Consider the following 19086-nt stretch of genomic DNA (forward strand, 5'->3'; position numbering starts at 1 on the left):
CGCACTGGGGGGCGGCACCGGACAGTCATCGGATCGAAACCTGCGGGGTCTGTTGCCGGTGGGGTGGTCGGGGTCAGAATCTACGCGCGTTATCTACGCGCGTTACATAGGTCGACCAGAGGTCCAAGGGGAGTACGAAATGCCGCTGAACCGCCGGAAGTTCCTGGGCAGGTCCGCCGCCGCCACGGGTGTGGCGCTCGCGGGCGGGGTGGCCGCCGCGCCCTCCGTGTCGGCGCAGGCGTCCGGGAAGCCCGCCAAGCGGAAGAAGCGGTACTCGTTCACCGTCATGGGCACGACGGACCTGCACGGCAATGTCTTCAACTGGGACTACTTCACGGACAAGGAGTTCGACGACAAGGACCACAACGACGTGGGCCTGGCGAAGATCTCCACGCTCGTGAACGAGATCCGCGAGGAGAGAGGCCGCAGCAACACGCTCCTCATCGACGCGGGCGACACCATCCAGGGCACCCAACTCTCGTACTACTACGCCAAGATCGACCCGATCACGGCCGAGCACGGCCCGGTCCATCCGATGGCGCAGGCGATGAACAGCATCGGTTATGACGCGGCGGCGCTCGGAAATCACGAGTTCAATTACGGCATTCCCGTGCTGCGGAAGTTCGAGGAGCAGTGCGACTTCCCGCTCCTCGGAGCCAACGCCCTCGACGCGAAGACGCAGAGGCCCGCTTTCCCGCCGTACTTCATGAAGCGCCTTCGTACCCCGCACGGCCGTGACGTGAAGGTGGCGGTCCTGGGTCTGACGAATCCCGGCATCGCGATCTGGGACAAGGCGAACGTGCAGGGCAAGATGACGTTCCCGGGGCTTGAGGAGCAGGCGGCGAAGTGGGTGCCCAAGCTGCGTTCCATGGGCGCGGACGTGGTGATCGTCTCGGCGCACTCGGGCTCCAGCGGCACGTCCTCGTACGGTGATCAGCTCCCGTACATCGAGAACGCGGCGGGTCTGGTGGCCGAGCAGGTGCCCGGCATCGACGCGATCCTGGTCGGGCACGCGCACACGGAGATCGCCGAGTACTTCGTGGAGAACAAGGAGACCGGAAAGAGGGTCGTCCTTTCCGAGCCGCTGAAGTGGGGCCAGCGCCTGACGCTCTTCGACTTCGACCTGGTGTGGGCCAAGGGCCGCTGGACGGTGGAGAAGGTCGGCGCGAAGGCCCTCAACTCCAATACGGCGGCGGAGGACAGGAAGGTCACCCGGCTCCTCGCCGATGAGCACAAGAAGGTCGTCGCGTACGTCAACCAGGTCATCGGCACGTCGACGCAGGCGATGAGCACGGCCGAAGGCCCGTACAAGGATGTCGCGATCATCGATCTGATCAGCCATGTCCAGGCGGAGACGGTCAAGGAGGCGCTGAAGGGCGGTCAGTACGCGGCGCTGCCTGTGCTCTCGCAGGCCTCGTGCTTCTCACGTACGGCGGGTATCCCGGCGGGCGAGGTGACGATCAAGGACGCGGCGGGGCTCTACCCGTTCGAGAACACCCTTGAGGCGCGGCTCATCACGGGCGCGCAGCTCAAGGAGTACCTGGAGTTCTCGGCGCGGTACTACGTGCAGACGGCGGCGGGCGCCCCGGTGGACCCGGCGAAGCTGACGAACGCGGACAAGATCCCGGACTACAACTACGACGCGCTGTACGGCGTGACGTACGAGATCGACATCGCCAAGCCCGCGGGTTCCCGGATCGCGAAGCTGAGCTTCGACGGTAAGGACATCGATCCGAAGGCCGAGTTCGTGCTCGCGGTCAACAACTACCGTGCGAGCGGCGGCGGGAACTTCCCGCATGTGGCGGGTGCCAAGCAGCTGTGGGCGAACTCGGACGAGATCCGCAACACGATCATCCAGTGGGTGCGGGCGAAGGGGACGGTGGACCCGGGCCAGTTCGCGTCGGTGGACTGGAAGCTGACCCGGGACGGTACGCCCGTCTTCTAGGCCTGGATGAACTACGCCTTGAGTGTCGTCAGGTCGACGGCTTCGGCGAGCGCCTGCGCGCCGGCGTCGTTGACGTGCAGGCCGTCGCCGCTGTCGTAGTCGTCGTGGATCCGGTCGGGGTCGGCCGGGTCCGCGACGGCGGCGGCGAGGTCGGCGTAGGCGTCGTAGGGGCTTTCGGTGCCGCGTATCCAGTCGTTGACCTCGCGGGCCACGGCCACGCCCTCGGGGGTGGAGTAGCCCTCGAAGACGGTGTCCTTGTAGGGGCCGATGGTGGTGGTGACGGCGGTGAGGCCTGCCGCGTGGATCCGGTCGGCGAGGGCGGTGAAGCCCGCGATGAGGTCATCGGCGGTGGGTATGGGCGCGGTCTCCGGGAACGCCTCCTGGCCGGGGATGCCGAGGTCGTTGAGGCCGAAGTGGACGAGGACGTGGGTGGCTCCTGGCACGTCCAGGGCGTCGCGTTGGAGGCGGGCCAGGGCGTGTTCGCCGATCTCGTCGGTGAGCAGGCGGTTGGCGGAAAGACCTTGGTTGACCACCCAGCCGTCGATTCCGGCCTCCCGCAGCCGGTCGTTGAGCAGGTCGGGGAAGCGTCGGTCGGTGTCGGGTGTGGTGCCCGTGCCCTCGAACCACGAGTCCCCGAAGGCGACGGTGACGGCCGTGCCTGCGGGGGCGAGGACGTCGGCCCCGCTGATGAAGTGGCGGGTGGCGAGTTCCTCAAGGCCTTCGGCGCCGTCCAGGGTGGGCGCGGTGAGGGCGTTGCCGGGGACGGCGTATCCGGTGCGCAGGGGTACGGCGGAGTAGGTGGAGAGGCCGGTGTCTTCGGGCAGCCAGAGGCTGAGGGTCAGTTCGTCGCCTGCGGTGAAGGCGCCGTCGACGGCGTCGCTGACGACTTCCGCGCCGACCGGGAGGGTGAAGTCCTCGGCGCCGCCGACGCGCAGGGGTGTGTCGCTGCGGGATTCGATGCCGCTGCCTTCGGTGCGTCTGGCGAGGCGGGCGCCTCCGATGTGGAGGGGTTTCTTGCCGTAGCGGTTGCTGAGGCGGACGCGGATGGCGCTGCCGCCGCCGTCTAGGCGGATGATCTGGCGGAGGGTCTGGCCGGAGAAGGCGCGGAGTTCGAAGAGGTCGATGGTCTCGTGGGGGCTGACGACGGCGGAGCGGAACGCTGCGGTCCAGGAGGCCTTGGAGTCTGTGGTCATGCTCGGCTGAACAGGGCGGACGGCGTCGGTATTTCGTCCCGCGTCGTTTTTCGCGCGGGAATATTCGGCGGCGTGACAGCGCTTGGGAGCGGACAATTCCGTCCATGGATGAGGCACTTGGGACAGCGCTCGGCCCCGTACTCCGTGATCTTTCGGCCACGTGCGCGGTGCGGGCCACCGTGGTCGAGGAGGCGGATTTCCTCGGCCAGGGCGAGGACGTGGTCATGGTGTACGCGTCGGACGGTTCGGGGCAGGGCGTCTCGGTCGCGGCCCATCAGAGCGCGGCGGAGCGGGTCGCGGACGTCGCGGACCAGGTGCAGGGGTGGGCGGTCGAGGAGCTGTGCGGCCAGTTGAGGCCCGCCGTGTGGCCGGAGTGTCCCGCGCACCCCGACACGCATCCGCTGCGGGCCGGGGTGGTGGAGGGGGCCGCGGTGTGGTCGTGTCCGAGGACGCGGCGGGTCGTCGCGCCCATCGGGGAGCTGACCGCCTGAGGCGAGGCCTTGGGTGTCAATTCTTGTCAGTTCTTGTCAGTTCTTGAGGCGTACGAGGTTGCCGCGCTGCTCTCCGATGCGGCCGGCCGCGGTGGTGTGCCCCTCCGGTGTCTGGAGGCCGAAGCTGGTGAACGCGGTGCGCTGCGGGAGCGGGTAAGGCGACTGTCCCGTAAGGGAGTTGATGATGGTGGCGCTGCGCCAGGCGGCGAGGCCGAGGTCGGGGGCGCCGACGCCGTGGGTGTGGCGTTCGGCGTTCTGTACGTAGATGTTGCTGCCGGTGCCGGTGACGGAGGGGTCGAGGACGAGGCGGTATTGCTCGTCGATGCGGGGGCGTTCCGAGGAGTCGCGGCGCATGTAGGGGTCGAGGCCGGCGAGGAGTTGGTCGAGGGGGCGTTCGCGGTAGCCGGTGGCGAGTACGACCGCGTCGGTGGTGAGGCGGGAGCGGGTGCCTTGCTGGAGGTGTTCGAGGTGGAGTTCCACGCGGGTGGTGGCGACGCGGCCGGCGGTGCGTACGGAGACGCCGGGGGTGAGGACGGCGTCGGGCCAGCCGCCGTGGAGGGTGCGTTGGTAGAGCTCGTCGTGGATGGCGGCGATGGTGTCGGCGTCGATGCCTTTGTGGAGTTGCCACTGGTGGGGGACGAGGCCGTCGCGCACCGATTCGGGCAGGGAGTGGAAGTAGCGGGTGTAGTCGGGGGTGAAGTGTTCCAGGCCGAGCTTGGAGTACTCCATGGGCGCGAAGGCTTCGGTGCGGGCGAGCCAGTGGATTTTTTCGGCGCCGGCCGGGCGGTGTTTGAGGAGGTCGAGGAAGACTTCGGCGCCTGACTGGCCCGAGCCGATGACGGTGATGTGGTCGGCGGCGAGGAGCCGGTCGCGGTGCAGGAGGTAGTCGGCGGAGTGGATCACGGGGACGGTGGGGGCGTCCGCGAGGGGTTTGAGGGGTTCGGGGATGTGGGGTGCGGTGCCGACGCCGACGGCGATGTTCTTCGTGTACGTCCGGCCGAGCGCTTCTGCCTCTCCCTCGGCGTCGAGTTGTGTGAAGTCGACTTCGAAGAGGTCCCGTTCGGGGTTCCAGCGCACTGCGTCGACCTGGTGGCCGAAGTGGAGTGCGGGCAGGTTTTCGCTGACCCAGCGGCAGTAGGCGTCGTATTCTGCGCGCTGGATGTGGAAGCGCTCGGCGAAGTAGAAGGGGAAGAGCCGCTCGCGGGTCTTGAGGTAGTTGAGGAAGGACCAGGGGCTTGCGGGGTCGGCGAGGGTCACCAGGTCGGCGAGGAAGGGTACTTGGAGGCTGGCGCCGTCGATGAGGAGCCCGGGGTGCCAGTGGAAGCCGGGCCGTTGTTCGTAGAAGGCGGCGTCGATTCCGGGCAGGGGCTGGGCGAGGGCGGCGAGGGAGAGGTTGAAGGGGCCGATGCCGATGCCGACCAGGTCCCGGGGGTCCTCGGGGGTGGTGAGCGGCGGGGCGGGCTTGTCGTTCTGGCCGGTCATCGGGGGGTGGTTCCTTCCACGAGCTTCAGGAGCTCGGCGAGGTCGCCGGGCCGGGTGTGCGGGTTGAGGAGGGTGGCCTTGAGCCAGCGGCGTCCGTCGATCCTGGCCCGCCCGAGGACGGCGCGCCCTTGGGTGAGGAGTTCTCGCCTGACGTACGCGATGTGGTCGTCGTCGGCGCCGACGGGACGGAACAGGACCGTGCTGATGAGGGGCTGGTCGTAGAGCTCGAAGCCGGGGTGCGCGGTGACGAGCCCGGCGAACTCCTTTGCTTGATCGCAGACTTGGTCGACGAGGGCGCCGATACCTGCCCGCCCGAGGGCCTTGAGGGTGACGGCGATCTTGAGTACGTCGGGCCTGCGTGTGGTGCGCAGGGAGCGGCCGAGGAGGTCGGGGAGGCCCGCTTCGGTGTCGTCGCCCGCGTTGAGGTAGTCGGCGTGGTGGCCGAGCGCGGCGAGGTCGCGGCCGTCGCGGACCAGGATCAGCCCGGCGGCGACGGGCTGCCAGCCGAGCTTGTGCAGGTCGAACGTGACGCTGTCGGCGCGCTCCATCCCGCGCAGCAACTCTCTTCGTACGTCGCTGAAGAGGAGCGGACCGCCGTACGCGGCGTCGATGTGCAGTCGGGCGCCGTGGTCCGCGCAGAGGTCGGCGATCTGGTCGAGGGGGTCGATGAGCCCGGCGTCGGTGGTGCCGGCGGTGGCGGCGACGAGGAACGTGCCGGGTGGGCCGGTGAGTTCGGAGAGTGCCTCGTCGAGAGCGGCCGGGTCGAGGACACCTGCGGGTGCCGGGACGGTGACCGGTTCCGGCATGCCGAGCAGCCAGGCGGCGCGGCCGAGCGAGTGGTGGGCGTTCTCGCCGGCGACGAGCTGGACGGGGCCGTGCGCGGCGGTGCGCTCGCGGGCCAGGAGCAGGGCGAGCTGGTTGGACTCGGTGCCGCCGGTGGTGACGAGGGCGTCTCCGCTTCCGGGGCCGTAGGTCTCCGCCGCGAGGGCGCGGGTGACCAGGGTTTCGATCTCCGATGCGGCGGGGGCCTGGTCCCAGGAGTCCATCGAGGGGTTGAGCGCGGACGCGGCCAGGTCGGCGGCGACGGCCAGGGCGAGCGGCGGGCAGTGCAGGTGGGCGGCGCAGAGGGCGTCCGCGGGGTCGGCGGCGCCTTCCGCCAGCGCATGGACCAGTGTGCGCAGGGCCGCTTCGGCGCCTTCTCCCTGGGCGGGCAGGATCTGGCCGGTGGCCTCGCGCACTCGGGCGGCCACCGCGGTGGGGCCGCCCGCGGGGAGTGGTCCCCCGCGGGCGGTCGCCCCGGTGCGCAGGGCTTCCAGGGTGGCGGTGAGCAACGGCCGCAGCGCGTCCGGGCCTTGGGCTCCTCCGGCGAGGGGCGGCGGAGTGCTCATGGGCGACGTCCTTCGGGTGCGCGCGGGCGGGGACAACCAGCCTGTCCGCCGAGCGGACGGCACGCCCGGAGAGCTCAACGATCCGAACCCGAAAGTGGTACTGCCCTGCGGAGAGGGGGTGTTGGCGGGGGCCGGGGTGCTAGTCGCTCCGCGTGGGGGGACGGAATTTGGCTGCGGGCGCGTCTTGGTTGCTCGCGCCGTTCCCCGCGCCCCTTGCGGGGCGCCCGGTTTCGTCTCAGGGGCGGAAATCGTTTGTGTGGTCCCTTGTCCACTCCGTGAATGTTCTTGCCGGGGTGCCCGTTACCGACTTCACAGTGGTGGTGATCTCCGGTGCTGTGCCGACGAGTTCGGCGAAGGACTCCAGGACGGTCGGCAGCATTGCCGCGGGGATGTGGGGGAACATGTCCTCGGTGACTTCCTCCGGGGGCACCTCCACGAACCGCAGGTCGCGGCCCAGGGCCTGGCCGATCGTGTGGATCTGCTCCTCCGTCGACACCGCGGTGGGGCCCGTGAGGCGGTGGACGGCGCCTCGGTGGCCGTCGTCGAGGAACGCGCGGGCGGCCACGGCGGCGATGTCGGCCTCGTGGATCGGCGCGGTCAGGGCTCCCGCGAAGGGGCCGCGTACGGTGTCGCCCGCGCGGATCTGGTCCGCCCACTGGAAGGAGTTGGCGGCGAAGGCGTTGGGCCGCAGGAAGGTCCAGTCGAGGCCGCTGCGGCGCACCCGCTCCTCGGCGTCCGCGTGCAGGACGTAAATGGGGTGGGTCTCGTCGGCGCCGTCCTCGATGATGCCCGACGACAGCATGACGACGTGCTGGACGCCGCCCTTGCGGGCCGCTGTGAGGACCTCGTCCGCGTGGTCGCCGACGGCCGCCACGTGTAGGAAGAGCGCTGACGCGCCGTCGAACAGCGGGGCGAGGTCGGCCGGTTCGGCGGCGGGGTCGAAGCGCGCCACCTCGGCGCCCGACGGCAGCCCCGCCCGCCCCGGATCGCGGGTCAGCGCGCGGACGGGGACGTGCGCGGCGGTGAGCTGGGTGACGAGGGCGCGGCCCACGTTTCCGGTGGCACCGGTGGTTACGATCACGGCGGGCTCCTGAAGATCTTGTACTGGATCTTCGACCCTAGGCGGCCGCGCGGGCCACGGAATCGTCGGCTGGGACCAGGTCCGGGTCGGTCCACGGACCTAGTCCTCGCGCCGGCACGGCCTAGGCTCGCGCCGCCTCCCGTACCCGCAACGCCCGCGCCAGGTCGTCCAGTTGGTCGGCCAGCTTGCGGCGCAGCGCGGGGATGGGGTCGGCGTCGCGCAGGCACTGTTCGCCCAGGCGGAGCGTCTCGGCGTCCACCGCGGAGACCGGGAAGGCCCACCGTCCCGCGACGTCCGCGATGGCGGGGCCGCGCCGGGCGGCGACGGCGACGGCGTCCTCGTAGTAGCGGGGGATGTACTCCCGTACGAGATCGGCCTGTTCGGGCTGCCAGAAGCCCTGGGCGGTGGCGGTCAGGAGGTAGTTGGAGAGGTCGTCGGAGGCGAACATCGCCTCCCAGGCACGGTGCTTGGCCTCCGGGTCGGGCAGCGCGGCACGGCAGCGGGCCGCGCCCTCCTGCCCGGTGGCGCTGGGGTCGCGCTCCAGTTCGGCGGCGATCGCGGACTCGTCGGCGGCGCCGAGGACGGCGAGGCGGGTCAGGACGCGCCAGCGCAGCTCGGGGTCGAGTTCGGGGCCGCCGGGCACGGTCCCTTCGGTGAGCCACTCCTGGAGCGGGTCGGGGCGCGTCGCCACGTCGATGAAGCCGCGCACGGCGGTGAGCCGCAGGCCCGCGTGGGAGCCGTCCTCCGTGCGCCGGATCAGGTCGCGGCACAGTTCGGTGAGGGTGGTGAGCGCGACGGTCCGCAGCGCCGGGGGCAGGAAGCGGTCCGCGACGTAGGTGGTGGCGAAGGCGAGGACGCCCTGGACGAGGGCGAGGTCGGTCTCGTCGGGCAGGTGCGCGCGGGCCGTCTCCAGGTAGGTCATGCCGTCGAGTTCGCCGTCGCGGACCATGTCGCGCAGGCAGTTCCACAGGACGGCGCGGGTGAGGGCGTCCGGGACGCGGGAGAGGCTGCGCAGGACCGTCTCCATGGAGACCTCGTCGAGGCGGATCTTGGCGTACGTGAGGTCCTGGTCGTTCGGGACGATCAGGGCGGGCCGCCCGCCGTCGCGCGGCGCGGAGGCTCCGGAGGCGGAGGCCCCGGAGTGGGGGACGTCCCTCTCGTGGCGCTCGCGCAGGACCAGGCCCTGGGGGTCGGTGAGGTCGCGGTCGTACACCCCGACGGCGACGCGGTGGGGGCGGCTGCCGTCGCGTTCGACGTCGAGGGTCCACTCGCGGGCGTCGTGCGTGACCGTCGAGGTGAGCGTGTCGACGCCGGTGGTGCGCAGCCAGGCGTCGGCCCATCCGTGCACGTCGCGGTCGGTGTTGTGCGCGAGGGATTCGATGAAGTCGGCGAGGGTGGCGTTGGCGAACTTGTGCCGGGCGATGTGGGTGTTGATCCCGGCGAGGAAGTCCTTCTCGCCCAGCCAGGCGACGAGTTGGCGCAGGGCGGAGGCGCCCTTGGCGTACGAGATGCCGTCGAAGTTGAGCATCGCGGACGCGGTGTCGGGCACGGCGTCCGGGTCGGGGGCGACGGGGTGGGTGGAGGGGCGCTGGTCGGCGTCGTACCCCCAGGCCTTGCGGGCGACGCCGAAGTCCGTCCAGGTGTCGGTGAAGGAGGTGGCTTCGGCGGTGGTCTGGAAGCCCATGTACTCGGCGAAGGACTCGTTCAGCCAGATGTCGTCCCACCAGCGCAGGGTGACGAGGTCGCCGAACCACATGTGGGCCATCTCGTGGGCGATGACCATGGCGCGGGTCTGCCGCTCGGTCTCGGTGACGGCTGAGCGGTAGATGAACTCGTCGCGGAAGGTGACGAGTCCGGGGTTCTCCATCGCTCCGGCGTTGAACTCCGGGACGAACGCCTGGTCGTAGGAGTCGAAGGGGTAGGGCTCGTCGAACTTCTCGTGGTACCGGTCGTAGCACGCGCGCGTGACGTCGAGGATCTCGTCGGCGTCGGCGTCCAGGAAGGGTGCGAGCGAGCGGCGGCAGTGGATGCCGAAGGGCAGGCCGCGGTGTTCGGTGCGGACCGAGTGCCAGGGTCCCGCGGCGACGGCGACGAGGTAGGTGGAGATCAGCGGGGTGGCCGCGGCCCGCCACGTCCCGCCTCCGATGTGCTCGGTGACGCCGTTCGCGAGGACCGTCCAGCCCTCGGGGGCGGTGACGGTCAGCTCGAAGACGGACTTCAGGTCGGGCTGGTCGAAGGCCGCGAAGACGCGCTGCACGTCTTCCATGAACAGCTGCGTGTACGTGTACGTCTCGCCGTCCGTGGGGTCGGTGAAGCGGTGCATGCCCTCGCCGGTGTGCGAGTAGCGCATGGCGGCGTCGACGCGCAGTTCGTGCTCGCCCGCGGTGAGCCCGGTGAGCGCGAGCCGGTTCTCGGCGAGGCCCGCCGGGTCGAGCGGCTGTCCGTCGAGGGTGACGGAGCGCAGCTCGGCGGGCTTGAGCTCGACGAAGGTGTCGACCGTGGCCGCGAGGCCGTCCGCGGGGTCCGCGGGCTCCCCGAGCACCGTGAACCGGATGACGGTACGGGAGTCGAAGGTCTCGGCTCCCCGAGTCAGGTCGAGCTCGACCATGTACCGCTGGACGTCGATGAGCCGGGCTCGGGTCTGCGCTTCGTCGCGCGTCAGTACGGGCATGCGTCCATGCTGCCTGATGTCACTGACAGGCAGCCCCGGTGGTGCGCGTCAGGACGACTTGGCGATCGTCTCGTGGTGGCGGATGACCTCCGCGATGATGAAGTTCAGGAGCTTCTCGGCGAACGCCGGATCCAGCTTCGCGCTCTCCGCGAGCTCGCGGAGCCGGGCGATCTGGCGGGCCTCGCGGGCCGGGTCGGCGGGCGGGAGGTGGTGGTTGGCCTTGAGATGGCCGACCTGCTGGGTGCATTTGAAGCGTTCGGCGAGCATGTGGACGACGGCGGCGTCGATGTTGTCGATGCTGTCGCGCAGGCGGGACAGCTCGGCGCGCACGGCCTCGTCCGCGGCCCCGGCTCCGTTCGCGTCACTTGTGTGGCTGGTGGTCATGGGGCACGAGCCTACGTTGCCGGTCCTTCGCCGCCGACGGCGGAAGAGCGCAGAATCGGCGGGTGGTCCGGGTCGGGGATCTGCTGCGACCAGCCGCCCGGGACCGCGCGTCCCTGCTGCTCACGGAAGCGGACGGGCGCCATGCCCACGCGGCGCGTGAAGAGGCGCGAGAAGTACGCGGGGTCGTCGTAGCCGACGCGGCGCGCGACGGCCGCGACCGGCAGCTCCGTGGCGGCGAGCAGTTCCTTGGCGCGACCGAGGCGGATGCCGAGGAGGTAGTCCTTGGGGCTGCATCCGGCGCCCCTGCGCACCGCCGTGCGCAGTTCCGCGGGTGTCATGCCGTGCCGTGCCGCGTGTTCGGCGACGGAGAGTGGCTGGAAGGCGTCGCGGGCCAGTGCCTGGAGGACCGGGTCGCCGTCGGGGGCGATGTCGGCGCGGGCCCTGCGCAGTGCGACGAGGAGTTCGTGGACGGCGGCGCCCGTCTCGACCTCCAGGAGCGGGTTGCCGCGCCGTGCGGCGCGCGCGATGCGTCCGACGGCGGCCCGCGCCCCGGTGGCGTCGGAGAGCGGCACGACGGGCCGGGTGGGTTCTATGTAGCCGAGTTCGGTGTACGTGGTCGTGGCGGGCCCGGTGAAGTCGACGAAGCACTCGTCCCAGCCGCTCTCCGGGTCGGGCCCGTAGTGGTGGCGCACGCCGGGGGTGAGCCAGATCAGCGCGGGCGCCGTCACCGTCGTACGCCTGCCGTCGGGTCCCTGGAACCAGCCGCCGCCCGCGCTCACGACGACGGCGACGTGGTGGTCGAGGGTGCGCGGGCCCACGGTCGGCAGGAGGCCGTGCTGCAGGCCGACTCCTAGGCAGGCGAGGCCGAGGCGGTGGTGGGCCGGGCTCGGCGTGAAATACCGCATCCACGTGTGGTACATCCGCTGGTGCCCCTCTCGTCCGGCATCGTCCGGGCTCGTCCGGGCCGCGGCCCGCTCGCTGCGTCCAACCCGCCTAGATCTTTGTCCATGGACCCTGCCGCCCGCCAGAGGTGATCGTGGTGGAGCGTGATGTGAGCGAGAGGACACGATGGACGGCTTCAGGGTGGGCGAGGACGATTTCGAACTGGACGGGCGGCCCGTACGGCTGCTCTCCGGTGCGCTGCACTACTTCCGGGTGCACGAGGCTCAGTGGGGCCACCGCCTCGCGATGCTGCGCGCGATGGGGCTCAACTGCGTGGAGACGTACGTCCCGTGGAACCTGCACGAGCCGCACCCCGGGGAGTTCAGCGATGTGGAGGCGCTCGGCCGTTTCCTGGACGCCGCCCGGGACGCGGGCCTGTGGGCGATCGTCCGGCCAGGGCCGTACATCTGCGCCGAGTGGGAGAACGGCGGCCTTCCGCACTGGCTGACGGGCGCGGTGGGTTCGCGCGCGCGGACCCGTGACGGGGAGTATCTGGGGCACGTGGACCGCTGGTTCGGCCGTCTCCTGGCGGAGGTCGTCCCGCGCCAGCACGACCGGGGCGGTCCCGTGATCATGGTGCAGGTGGAGAACGAGTACGGCAGTTACGGCTCGGACCAGGTCTACCTGCGCCATCTCGCCGACCTGCTGTGCGCCGAGGGTGTCACGGTGCCGCTGTTCACGTCCGACGGGCCCGAGGACCACATGCTCACCGGCGGGTCGGTCCCCGGTGTCCTGGCGACGGCCAACTTCGGCTCACGGGCCGGCGCGGGCTTCGAGACGCTGCGCAAGTACCGCCCCAAGGGGCCGTTGATGTGCATGGAGTTCTGGTGCGGCTGGTTCGACCACTGGGGCGCGGAGCACGTCGTGCGGGACGCGGCCGACGCGGCGGACGCGTTGCGGGAGATCCTGGAGTGCGGGGCCTCGGTCAACCTCTACATGGCGCACGGCGGCACGAACTTCGCCGGGTGGGCGGGGGCGAACCGGGGCGGCGGCGCCCTGCACGACGGCGCCCTTGAGCCGGACGTCACCTCGTACGACTATGACGCGCCGATCGACGAGTTCGGGCGCCCCACGGAGAAGTTCTGGCTCTTCCGCGAGGTGCTCGCCCCGTACGCGGAGGGCCCGCTGCCGGAGCCGCCCGCGCCGCTGCCTGTCCTCGGGGAGCGTGCTGCGGTCGGCCTCACGGAGTGGGCGCCGTTGTCCGCCGTCATGGAGTCGCTCGGCGGTCCCGTGGCGGAGTACGCCGTACCGCCCACCTTCGAAGAGCTCGATGTCGACCGCGGCCTGGTTCAGTACACGCTAACGGTGCCGGGTCCGCGGCAGCCGTACGCGCTGAGTGTGCGGGAGTTGCGGGACCTGGCCGTGGTGTACGTGGACGGGGTGCGGGCCGGTGTGCTCACTGAGGAGGAGCCAGCTCTCCCGGAGCCCGTAGCGGGGCACGCGCGCGTGGAGCTGTGGGTGGAGTCCCTGGGGAGGGTCAACTACGGGCCGCGGACCGGCGAGGGGAAGGGCATCACCGGCGGGGTGCTGCATGAGCGGCAGTATCTGCACGGGGTGGAGGCCAGGGGGCTGCGGCTCGACGCGTTCTCCTCGGCGGAGTCCGTCAGGAGGGTGCCTGCCACTGGGGCCGAGGGTGGGCGCCGGGGGCTGTACCGGGGCTCGGTGGCTGTCCGTGGGGCAGGAGACGCGGTGCTCGAACTGCCGGGCTGGGCACGGGGGTTCGTGTGGGTGAACGGGTTCAATCTGGGGCGGTACTGGGAGGTGGGACCGCAGTCCTCCTTGTACGTTCCCGGGGCGGTGCTCCGGGAGGGGGAGAACGAGGTGTGGGTGCTTGAGCTGGGAGGAGCGGCCGAGGCGGGAGCGGTTGTGGGAGCGGTTTCCCTTTCCCCGGTCCCGCCTGGCTGAGGATGCCGGATTCCCCGGTCCCGTCCGGCTGAGGATGCCGGACGGGCTGAGAGATCAGCCCGTCCGGCGGTGCGTCAGACCTCGCGCACCTCGAAGGCGTCCAGGGCGAACTCAGCGGTCCCGTCGTCCCCGCTCTTGCGCAGCCCCACCCACGCCTCGCCCTTGTCCGGGGCGGTGAACTCGTAGATCAGGACGGTGGGTTCGGTCGCGACGGGCAGCTCCTTGCGGTCGATCTCCCGGGCCGCGGGCTCATCGACGGCCGTGATCCACGCGTACTGCCCCGCCTTCTCGTTCTCGTAGCGGAAGGTGACGCGATAGCGCTTGCCCGCCTCGAAGCGGGCGGTGTGCGGGACGGTGCGGTAGACGAGCCCGGCGTTCTCGCCGCGGGACTTGAGGGACTGCGAGCCGTCGATGACGTCGTCGATGGCCTTGCTGTTCCAGCCGCGCTGCGTGTAGGGGGCGTGGCGTTGCGCGATGTGCGTGCGCGGGTCGGTGACCTTCCCCGCGTCGCCCTTCACGAACGGCCCCCATCCCTGGGGCACATGCTCGAAGTCCTCGGAGACGAGCCTGCCCTCTGCGGGGGCGCTGCCCCGCGTGGCGGAGACGATGCGTACGTTGTCGAAGCGCACGCGCGCGTGGCCCGCGTCGGCCCGCAGTGTCAGCTCGGCCGAACCGCCGCCGTCGGGGACGGTGAAGGGCACGAACATCCGCTGGAAACGGGTGCCGTGCTTGCGGTCGGCCGCGACGTAGTTGCCCGCCGTGGAGGTCCGCGTCCAGTTGGCGGCGGTGACACCGTCGGCGGTGCGCACCTCCAAGGTGGCCTTGCGGGCGTCGCCGGCCTTCTCCCCGACCTCGACCTGCACGGAGGCGACGTACGCTCCTGCCTTCAGGCGGCGCAACCGCTGGCCGACGGCGGCCTTGCCACCCGCGCCGATGACGAGTTCGTAGTCGCCGAGCTCGCTGAGCTCGACGGAGGCGGGCCCGGAGACCTTCCACCCGCGCAGGGACCCGGAGTTGAATCCGGGGTCGTGCAGCGGCGTGGCCTGCCCCCAGCCGGGGTCGGGCAGTGCGGTGGCGCGCCGGCGGTAGAGGACGTAGGGCTGCTTGGCCTTGGCGTCGAGGGTCACCTTGCCGCCACGCACCGGGACGTCGGCGACGAAGACCCGCCCTTGGTCGGTGAGCCGGTACAGCGCGACCTTGGAGAGCCCGGACCAGCCACGGGGCAGCGCCCAACTCCCCTTACCGCCCTCGGGGTTGTAGTGGTAGAGCTTGGCGGGGTCGGTGGCCTTGCGAGGCTCCCAGGGAAGCAGATAACTCCCCTTGTCGTAGACGACGCGACCATCGGTCACGATCCGACGGGTGCCGTCCGCGTCGGAGACCTTCGTCCCGCCCTCCCCGAAGAAACTGATCTCATGCTCGCCCCAGGACTTGATGGGATAGGCCTGGAGATACTTGGCGGGCAGTGAGTCGGTCCAGATCAGATCGTAGAAGTACGACCAGTCGGTCTTCCCGACCCACCCCTCGAAATTGCCCATGCGGGCGATACCGAGCAGCGTAGGCCACTTGTCGGCGAAAACGTCCTTCTGGTGATTCCGGATAAAGCGGATCAGCCGCGAATTGATACCCCGGGACGAATCAGGACCGTAATCCGGTTCCGTCGCCCAGTGCGACCAGACGGACGAGCGCTCGAAGCCGTGCCCCCACTCGCTGGTGACGATCCAGCCCTGCTCGCGCAGGGTGCGCTGGAGCCGGTCGGAGGTCCATCCGGACTCGCGGAACACGTCGATGTAGAGAGCGTTGAGCGCCCCGTCGGCCTCGCTCCGTAGATCGGCGAACCGCTTGACGATGTCGCCCGACACCAGGTCACGCCGCTGATCAATGCGGTAACTCTGATCGAGCCAGTCCCACTGCTCATTGGCCTTGTCGACGAGCTTCTCGGAAAACGCGTTCGCGACGGGATAGGACTCCGTGGCATTCACATGCACACTGAAGTCGCTGTTCCACTTCTTTCCTTCCCTGACCAGGGTGTTGAGGTCGTCGAGGCCGCCCGCACGCGTGTTGTAGTTGCCCGCGTAGTCGGGGTGTGCGGAGTCGTGCCCCTCGGACTGATAGCCCTTGAGCAGCGTGTACTGCCGAAGGCCGTCCGTGGCCAGGTGGATCCGCTTGACGTTGTCGAGGGTCGCGAGGAACGGATTCGTCGCCTGCGAGGCGAAGTTGAACGGGATGTGCGGGACGACGCGCAGATGCTGCTCGTCCGCGCCGAGCGGCTTCACCATGATGTCGCGGAACGCGATGGCGGCGTCCTGCCAGTCGACCTTGCCGTCGCCGTTGCGGTCACCGGTGATGACGACGGTGGCGTACGGCAGGGGCTCGGTGTCGCCGACGGCGGCGGTGGCGGCGCGGTGCGTCCACTGGCCGGGAGTCAGCCGGGCCTCCACATAGCCGCTCCTCCTGACCGTCTCGCGCCAGAGCCGGCCGTTGTCCCAGGTCGTCCCGGCCTCGGAGGTGGGCTTGTCGTAGACGGTGTTGGTCTCGACGGCACCGCCCAGCGTGTCGTGCGCGACGACGGCGTACGCGCATCCGGTGGCGGCTTCCGCGGCGGTGTCCGGGGCCAGCTTGACCTCGGTGTCGCCGCTCTTGGCCTTGTCGAGCTGGACCTTGGCGGCGAGGAGGGTGGCGCCGGGCTGATCGCTGCGTACGGCGAGGAGGGTGAGGCCGGGGATGCGGAGCGTGCCGACGCGCAGGGCATCGGAATCATCGATCTCGCTCACCCGCCAGCGCACTTGGCGTCCTTCGACGGCGATCTCGACGATGAGGGTGGTGGCGCCACCGCCGAGAGCGAGAACGTACTCGATCCGATCGCCCCCGCCCTTGCTGACGGTCACCGTCGGGGTGTGCGTCACCTCGTTCACCAGGAGCGTGGTGACGGCTTCCGACTGGGCGTGCAGGACGGCCTTGGAGGCGCGGTCCGTGTACGAGATGACGCGGGGGAAGTCGGTGGCGACGCGCACTTCGAGCTCGGCCGAGCGAAGGACGGCTTCGCCTGCCGCGGCGGTTGCGGCGGTTGCGGCGCCCCCGAGGCCGATGGCGGCGCTGACCCCGGCCAGCGCGCCCGTGGCGACTACGGCTCTGCGGCTCGGGCCGGACGTGTCTGACGGCTGCTGCATGGCACCCCTCCGTGGGACGGATCTCGGTGCGGTCACCCTGCGCCGGAAGGGGCATGCGGGCCCATGGACAAAGGTGGGGCAGGTCTTGGACTAACGGCACCCCGCACCCACCCCGCCCCGAACAAGCCCCTCCCACCCACCCGCCCGATCACCCCGCGGCCTTCCCCTGAACGAACAAGCTTTCCCGCCCACCCGCCCGATTGCCCCGCAGTGACCAGCGAACAGCCGCAGTCGGGAGCGCTCGGGAGGGGACGTGCCGGTATGTCTGCCCGGAGCACGGCTCCCAAAGGCTCCGGCGCCGAAGCACCCACACGGCCACCGGACGATAGCGAGGACGGACATACCGGCGCGGCCCCGCACCCCAAGACGGACCGGCCCCGCAGCCCGTAGCCCGCAGCCCGCGACCCGCACAAGCGAACGCGGGGCCCGACCGCACTGGTCAGACCCCGCGTCCAGCGAAAACTCAGAGTTCCGCAGCCGCCTTCTCTATGTCACCGGCGAACGTCGACACCTCGGTGTAGACCCCGGGGAACTTGGGCTGCGCGCACCCGTTGCCCCAGCTGACGATGCCCACCTGGATGTACTCACCGGCCTCGTCCTTGCGGAACATGGGGCCGCCGGAGTCACCCTGGCAGGTGTCCACGCCGCCCTCCGCCAGCTTCCCGGCGCAGAGCTCCTCACCGGGCGTGAGGTCGGCGCCGTACGCGGCCTCGCAGTCCGCGTCGCTCACGAAGGGGACCTTCGCCTTGAGGAGGTGGCGCTGCTGCTCGCCACCCTCCTTGTCGGCACCCCAGCCGGCGATGTCGAACTCGCCCTCGTTGTACTTGGTGTCCTTGGCGATCTTCAGCGTGGGCTGGTCGATCGGCTTCTCGAGCTTGATGAGCGCCCAGTCCTTGCCCTTGCCGTTGTAGCCGGGGGCCTGAAGGACCTTCGTGGACTTGACCTTGATCGCGTCGGGGCTCTCCAGGTCCACGACACCACCGGTGGCGGTGATGCTCGTGTTGTCGCCCGAGCCGTCCACACAGTGAGCGGCGGTCAGCACGATGTCCTTGGCGTACAGCGCACCGCCGCAGCCCATCGACAGACGGACCATGAACGGGAATTCACCCTGCTCGGCGGGGGTGCCGCCGACCACGCGCTCACCCGGTGTGGGGCCGGGGTGCGGGGCCGCGGACGCGGCGACGGGCTGGAGACTGACGGCGGCGAGGGCGATGGCACCGAGGGTGGCGGCTCTCTTGACTCCACGCAGCTTGGTGTTCAACGGGCTTCCCTTCGTGGGGGGTTCGTGGGGGGTTGTGGGGGTTGCACGCGACGGCGGACCCCCACCCTCCCCACGACGAACGCGAGAATGGCATGAGCCCGCCAAAGCGTTGGATCGGATTATGGAGATCGGTGTCCGCATAGAGCAAGGGGCGGTTTTCGGCCAACACCCGCCGCGTGGCCCGGTTCTGCCGCCGGGCACCGCCTTACAGTGGAGTCGGGTCAGGGACATCTCCAGGGGGTGCCGGCATGGCGGACGGCGGGCCGGTGGTGCACGGCTACCCCCACCTGGAGACGGTGCGCTCCGCGATCACCGCGCTCTACAAACGCCTCTCGTACGACGGCGTCCACACCTTCGACACCAGCATCGTCCCCGCCGACGTCGCCTTCTCCGACCAGGACGACCTGCACCTGGGCGTCCAGCGCGTGGCCCGTGAGATGGTGCGGCACCTCCGCCTTCCGGACGCCCGCGTGATCGTCAGCTTCCGCGAGATGGAGCACGCGGCGAACGTCGAACTCGCCGCGGGGCCCGAGTACTTCATCGAGCTCAACGACCGGTTCCGTACGCATCGCAGGGACATCGGCGCGGCGCTCGCCCACGAGGTCATGCACGTCTATCTGCACCGGCTTGATCTGGTGTTCCCCGGCACGCGCGACAACGAGATCCTCACGGACACCGCCACCACCTACCTGGGCGCGGGCTGGCTCCTCCTGGACGCCTACCGCGAGGACGGCGCCTCGTCACAGAAGCTGGGGTATCTCACGCCGGAGGAGTTCGGGTACGTCCTGGCCAAGCGGGCCATCGCCTTCGGTGAGGCGCCGGAGACGTGGTTCACCAGCGCGCAGGCGTACACCGCCTATACGAAGGGGCTCGCCCAGGCCCGCCGCGACGAGCAGCAGCCTCCGCTGACGGCCGCGGGCTGGGCGGGGCGGCGGCGGTACGCGAAGGACCGGCGGCATGCGCTTGAGCGTGGCTCCGGTGGAGCGGGGGCGTCGCCGCCGGGCGGGGCGTACTCGTTCTCCCGCGGGTCGGGCGGGGCCGCCGAGCCGCTGCGGGTCTCGTTCCCCTGCCCCACGTGCCGGCAGCGGATCCGGTTGCCCGCCCGGGGGCGGATGCGGGCGCGGTGCACGTTGTGCCGGACGGTGCTGGAGTGCGATACGTGAAGCCCGGAGCTTG

13 protein-coding genes are annotated in these 19086 nt (G+C 70.5%); 4 read left to right on the forward strand and 9 right to left on the reverse strand.

Annotated features, from left to right (window positions below):
- Positions 1–139 precede the first annotated feature (139 nt).
- Positions 140–1945, forward strand: a complete 1806-nt coding sequence (locus ACWGI2_RS10025) for a bifunctional metallophosphatase/5'-nucleotidase (RefSeq protein WP_453694858.1) — start codon at positions 140–142, stop codon at positions 1943–1945.
- An 11-nt stretch (positions 1946–1956) separates the two neighbouring features.
- Here ACWGI2_RS10025 and ACWGI2_RS10030 read toward each other — a convergent pair whose 3' ends face one another.
- Positions 1957–3138, reverse strand: a complete 1182-nt coding sequence (locus ACWGI2_RS10030; RefSeq protein ID WP_453694859.1) for a GDSL-type esterase/lipase family protein — start codon at positions 3136–3138, stop codon at positions 1957–1959.
- Between the two features lie 104 nt (positions 3139–3242).
- On the opposite strand from ACWGI2_RS10030, the gene ACWGI2_RS10035 reads away from it, so the two are divergent.
- A complete protein-coding gene (locus ACWGI2_RS10035) occupies positions 3243–3629 on the forward strand; it encodes a hypothetical protein (RefSeq protein WP_453694860.1) in 387 nt (128 codons plus the stop codon).
- Between the two features lie 36 nt (positions 3630–3665).
- On the opposite strand, the gene ACWGI2_RS10040 is transcribed toward ACWGI2_RS10035, so the two are convergent.
- The 6 genes from ACWGI2_RS10040 to ACWGI2_RS10065 form a co-directional block, all read right to left on the reverse strand.
- Positions 3666–5111, reverse strand: coding sequence for a lysine N(6)-hydroxylase/L-ornithine N(5)-oxygenase family protein (locus tag ACWGI2_RS10040; protein ID WP_453694861.1), 1446 nt, complete (start codon positions 5109–5111; stop codon positions 3666–3668).
- Complete coding sequence (locus ACWGI2_RS10045; protein ID WP_453694862.1) at positions 5108–6499, reverse strand: pyridoxal phosphate-dependent decarboxylase family protein; 1392 nt, start codon at positions 6497–6499, stop codon at positions 5108–5110. The genes ACWGI2_RS10040 and ACWGI2_RS10045 overlap by 4 nt, the downstream gene beginning before the upstream one ends.
- Before the next feature lie 235 nt (positions 6500–6734).
- Positions 6735–7580 carry an NAD(P)H-binding protein gene (locus tag ACWGI2_RS10050; RefSeq protein ID WP_453694863.1) on the reverse strand — a complete coding sequence of 282 codons (846 nt, stop codon included), beginning with the start codon at positions 7578–7580 and terminating at the stop codon, positions 6735–6737.
- Between the two features lie 121 nt (positions 7581–7701).
- Complete coding sequence (pepN, locus tag ACWGI2_RS10055; protein WP_453394982.1) at positions 7702–10251, reverse strand: aminopeptidase N; 2550 nt, start codon at positions 10249–10251, stop codon at positions 7702–7704.
- A 48-nt stretch (positions 10252–10299) separates the two neighbouring features.
- Positions 10300–10635, reverse strand: a complete 336-nt coding sequence (locus tag ACWGI2_RS10060) for a chorismate mutase (RefSeq protein ID WP_160504455.1) — start codon at positions 10633–10635, stop codon at positions 10300–10302.
- 11 nt (positions 10636–10646) lie between these two features.
- Positions 10647–11555: a helix-turn-helix domain-containing protein gene (locus tag ACWGI2_RS10065; RefSeq protein ID WP_453694864.1), complete on the reverse strand. Its 909-nt coding sequence runs from the start codon at positions 11553–11555 to the stop codon at positions 10647–10649.
- A gap of 148 nt (positions 11556–11703) precedes the next feature.
- Between ACWGI2_RS10065 and ACWGI2_RS10070 the strand changes: the two genes are divergently transcribed.
- On the forward strand, positions 11704–13482 hold the full coding sequence (locus tag ACWGI2_RS10070) for a glycoside hydrolase family 35 protein (protein WP_453694865.1): 1779 nt from the start codon (positions 11704–11706) through the stop codon (positions 13480–13482).
- 74 nt (positions 13483–13556) lie between these two features.
- On the opposite strand, the gene ACWGI2_RS10075 is transcribed toward ACWGI2_RS10070, so the two are convergent.
- Positions 13557–16649, reverse strand: a complete 3093-nt coding sequence (locus ACWGI2_RS10075; protein ID WP_453694866.1) for an endo-alpha-N-acetylgalactosaminidase family protein — start codon at positions 16647–16649, stop codon at positions 13557–13559.
- 463 nt (positions 16650–17112) lie between these two features.
- Positions 17113–17910, reverse strand: a complete 798-nt coding sequence (locus ACWGI2_RS10080; RefSeq protein ID WP_453394986.1) for a S1 family peptidase — start codon at positions 17908–17910, stop codon at positions 17113–17115.
- A 248-nt stretch (positions 17911–18158) separates the two neighbouring features.
- On the opposite strand from ACWGI2_RS10080, the gene ACWGI2_RS10085 reads away from it, so the two are divergent.
- Positions 18159–19073, forward strand: coding sequence for a hypothetical protein (locus ACWGI2_RS10085; protein ID WP_453394987.1), 915 nt, complete (start codon positions 18159–18161; stop codon positions 19071–19073).
- Positions 19074–19086 lie beyond the last annotated feature (13 nt).

This window comes from Streptomyces sp. NPDC054866, from assembly GCF_053610745.1.

What these genes read in the sequence shown, in the direction of transcription:
- ACWGI2_RS10060 (WP_160504455.1), bottom strand. Translation starts at nt 10,635, where the DNA reads ATGACCACCAGCCACACAAGTGACGCGAACGGAGCCGGGGCCGCGGAC.
- ACWGI2_RS10035 (WP_453694860.1), top strand. Translation starts at nt 3,243, where the DNA reads ATGGATGAGGCACTTGGGACAGCGCTCGGCCCCGTACTCCGTGATCTT.
- ACWGI2_RS10025 (WP_453694858.1), top strand. Translation starts at nt 140, where the DNA reads ATGCCGCTGAACCGCCGGAAGTTCCTGGGCAGGTCCGCCGCCGCCACG.
- ACWGI2_RS10030 (WP_453694859.1), bottom strand. Translation starts at nt 3,138, where the DNA reads ATGACCACAGACTCCAAGGCCTCCTGGACCGCAGCGTTCCGCTCCGCC.
- ACWGI2_RS10045 (WP_453694862.1), bottom strand. Translation starts at nt 6,499, where the DNA reads ATGAGCACTCCGCCGCCCCTCGCCGGAGGAGCCCAAGGCCCGGACGCG.
- ACWGI2_RS10065 (WP_453694864.1), bottom strand. Translation starts at nt 11,555, where the DNA reads ATGTACCACACGTGGATGCGGTATTTCACGCCGAGCCCGGCCCACCAC.
- ACWGI2_RS10070 (WP_453694865.1), top strand. Translation starts at nt 11,704, where the DNA reads ATGGACGGCTTCAGGGTGGGCGAGGACGATTTCGAACTGGACGGGCGG.
- ACWGI2_RS10040 (WP_453694861.1), bottom strand. Translation starts at nt 5,111, where the DNA reads ATGACCGGCCAGAACGACAAGCCCGCCCCGCCGCTCACCACCCCCGAG.
- pepN (WP_453394982.1), bottom strand. Translation starts at nt 10,251, where the DNA reads ATGCCCGTACTGACGCGCGACGAAGCGCAGACCCGAGCCCGGCTCATC.
- ACWGI2_RS10075 (WP_453694866.1), bottom strand. Translation starts at nt 16,649, where the DNA reads ATGCAGCAGCCGTCAGACACGTCCGGCCCGAGCCGCAGAGCCGTAGTC.
- ACWGI2_RS10085 (WP_453394987.1), top strand. Translation starts at nt 18,159, where the DNA reads ATGGCGGACGGCGGGCCGGTGGTGCACGGCTACCCCCACCTGGAGACG.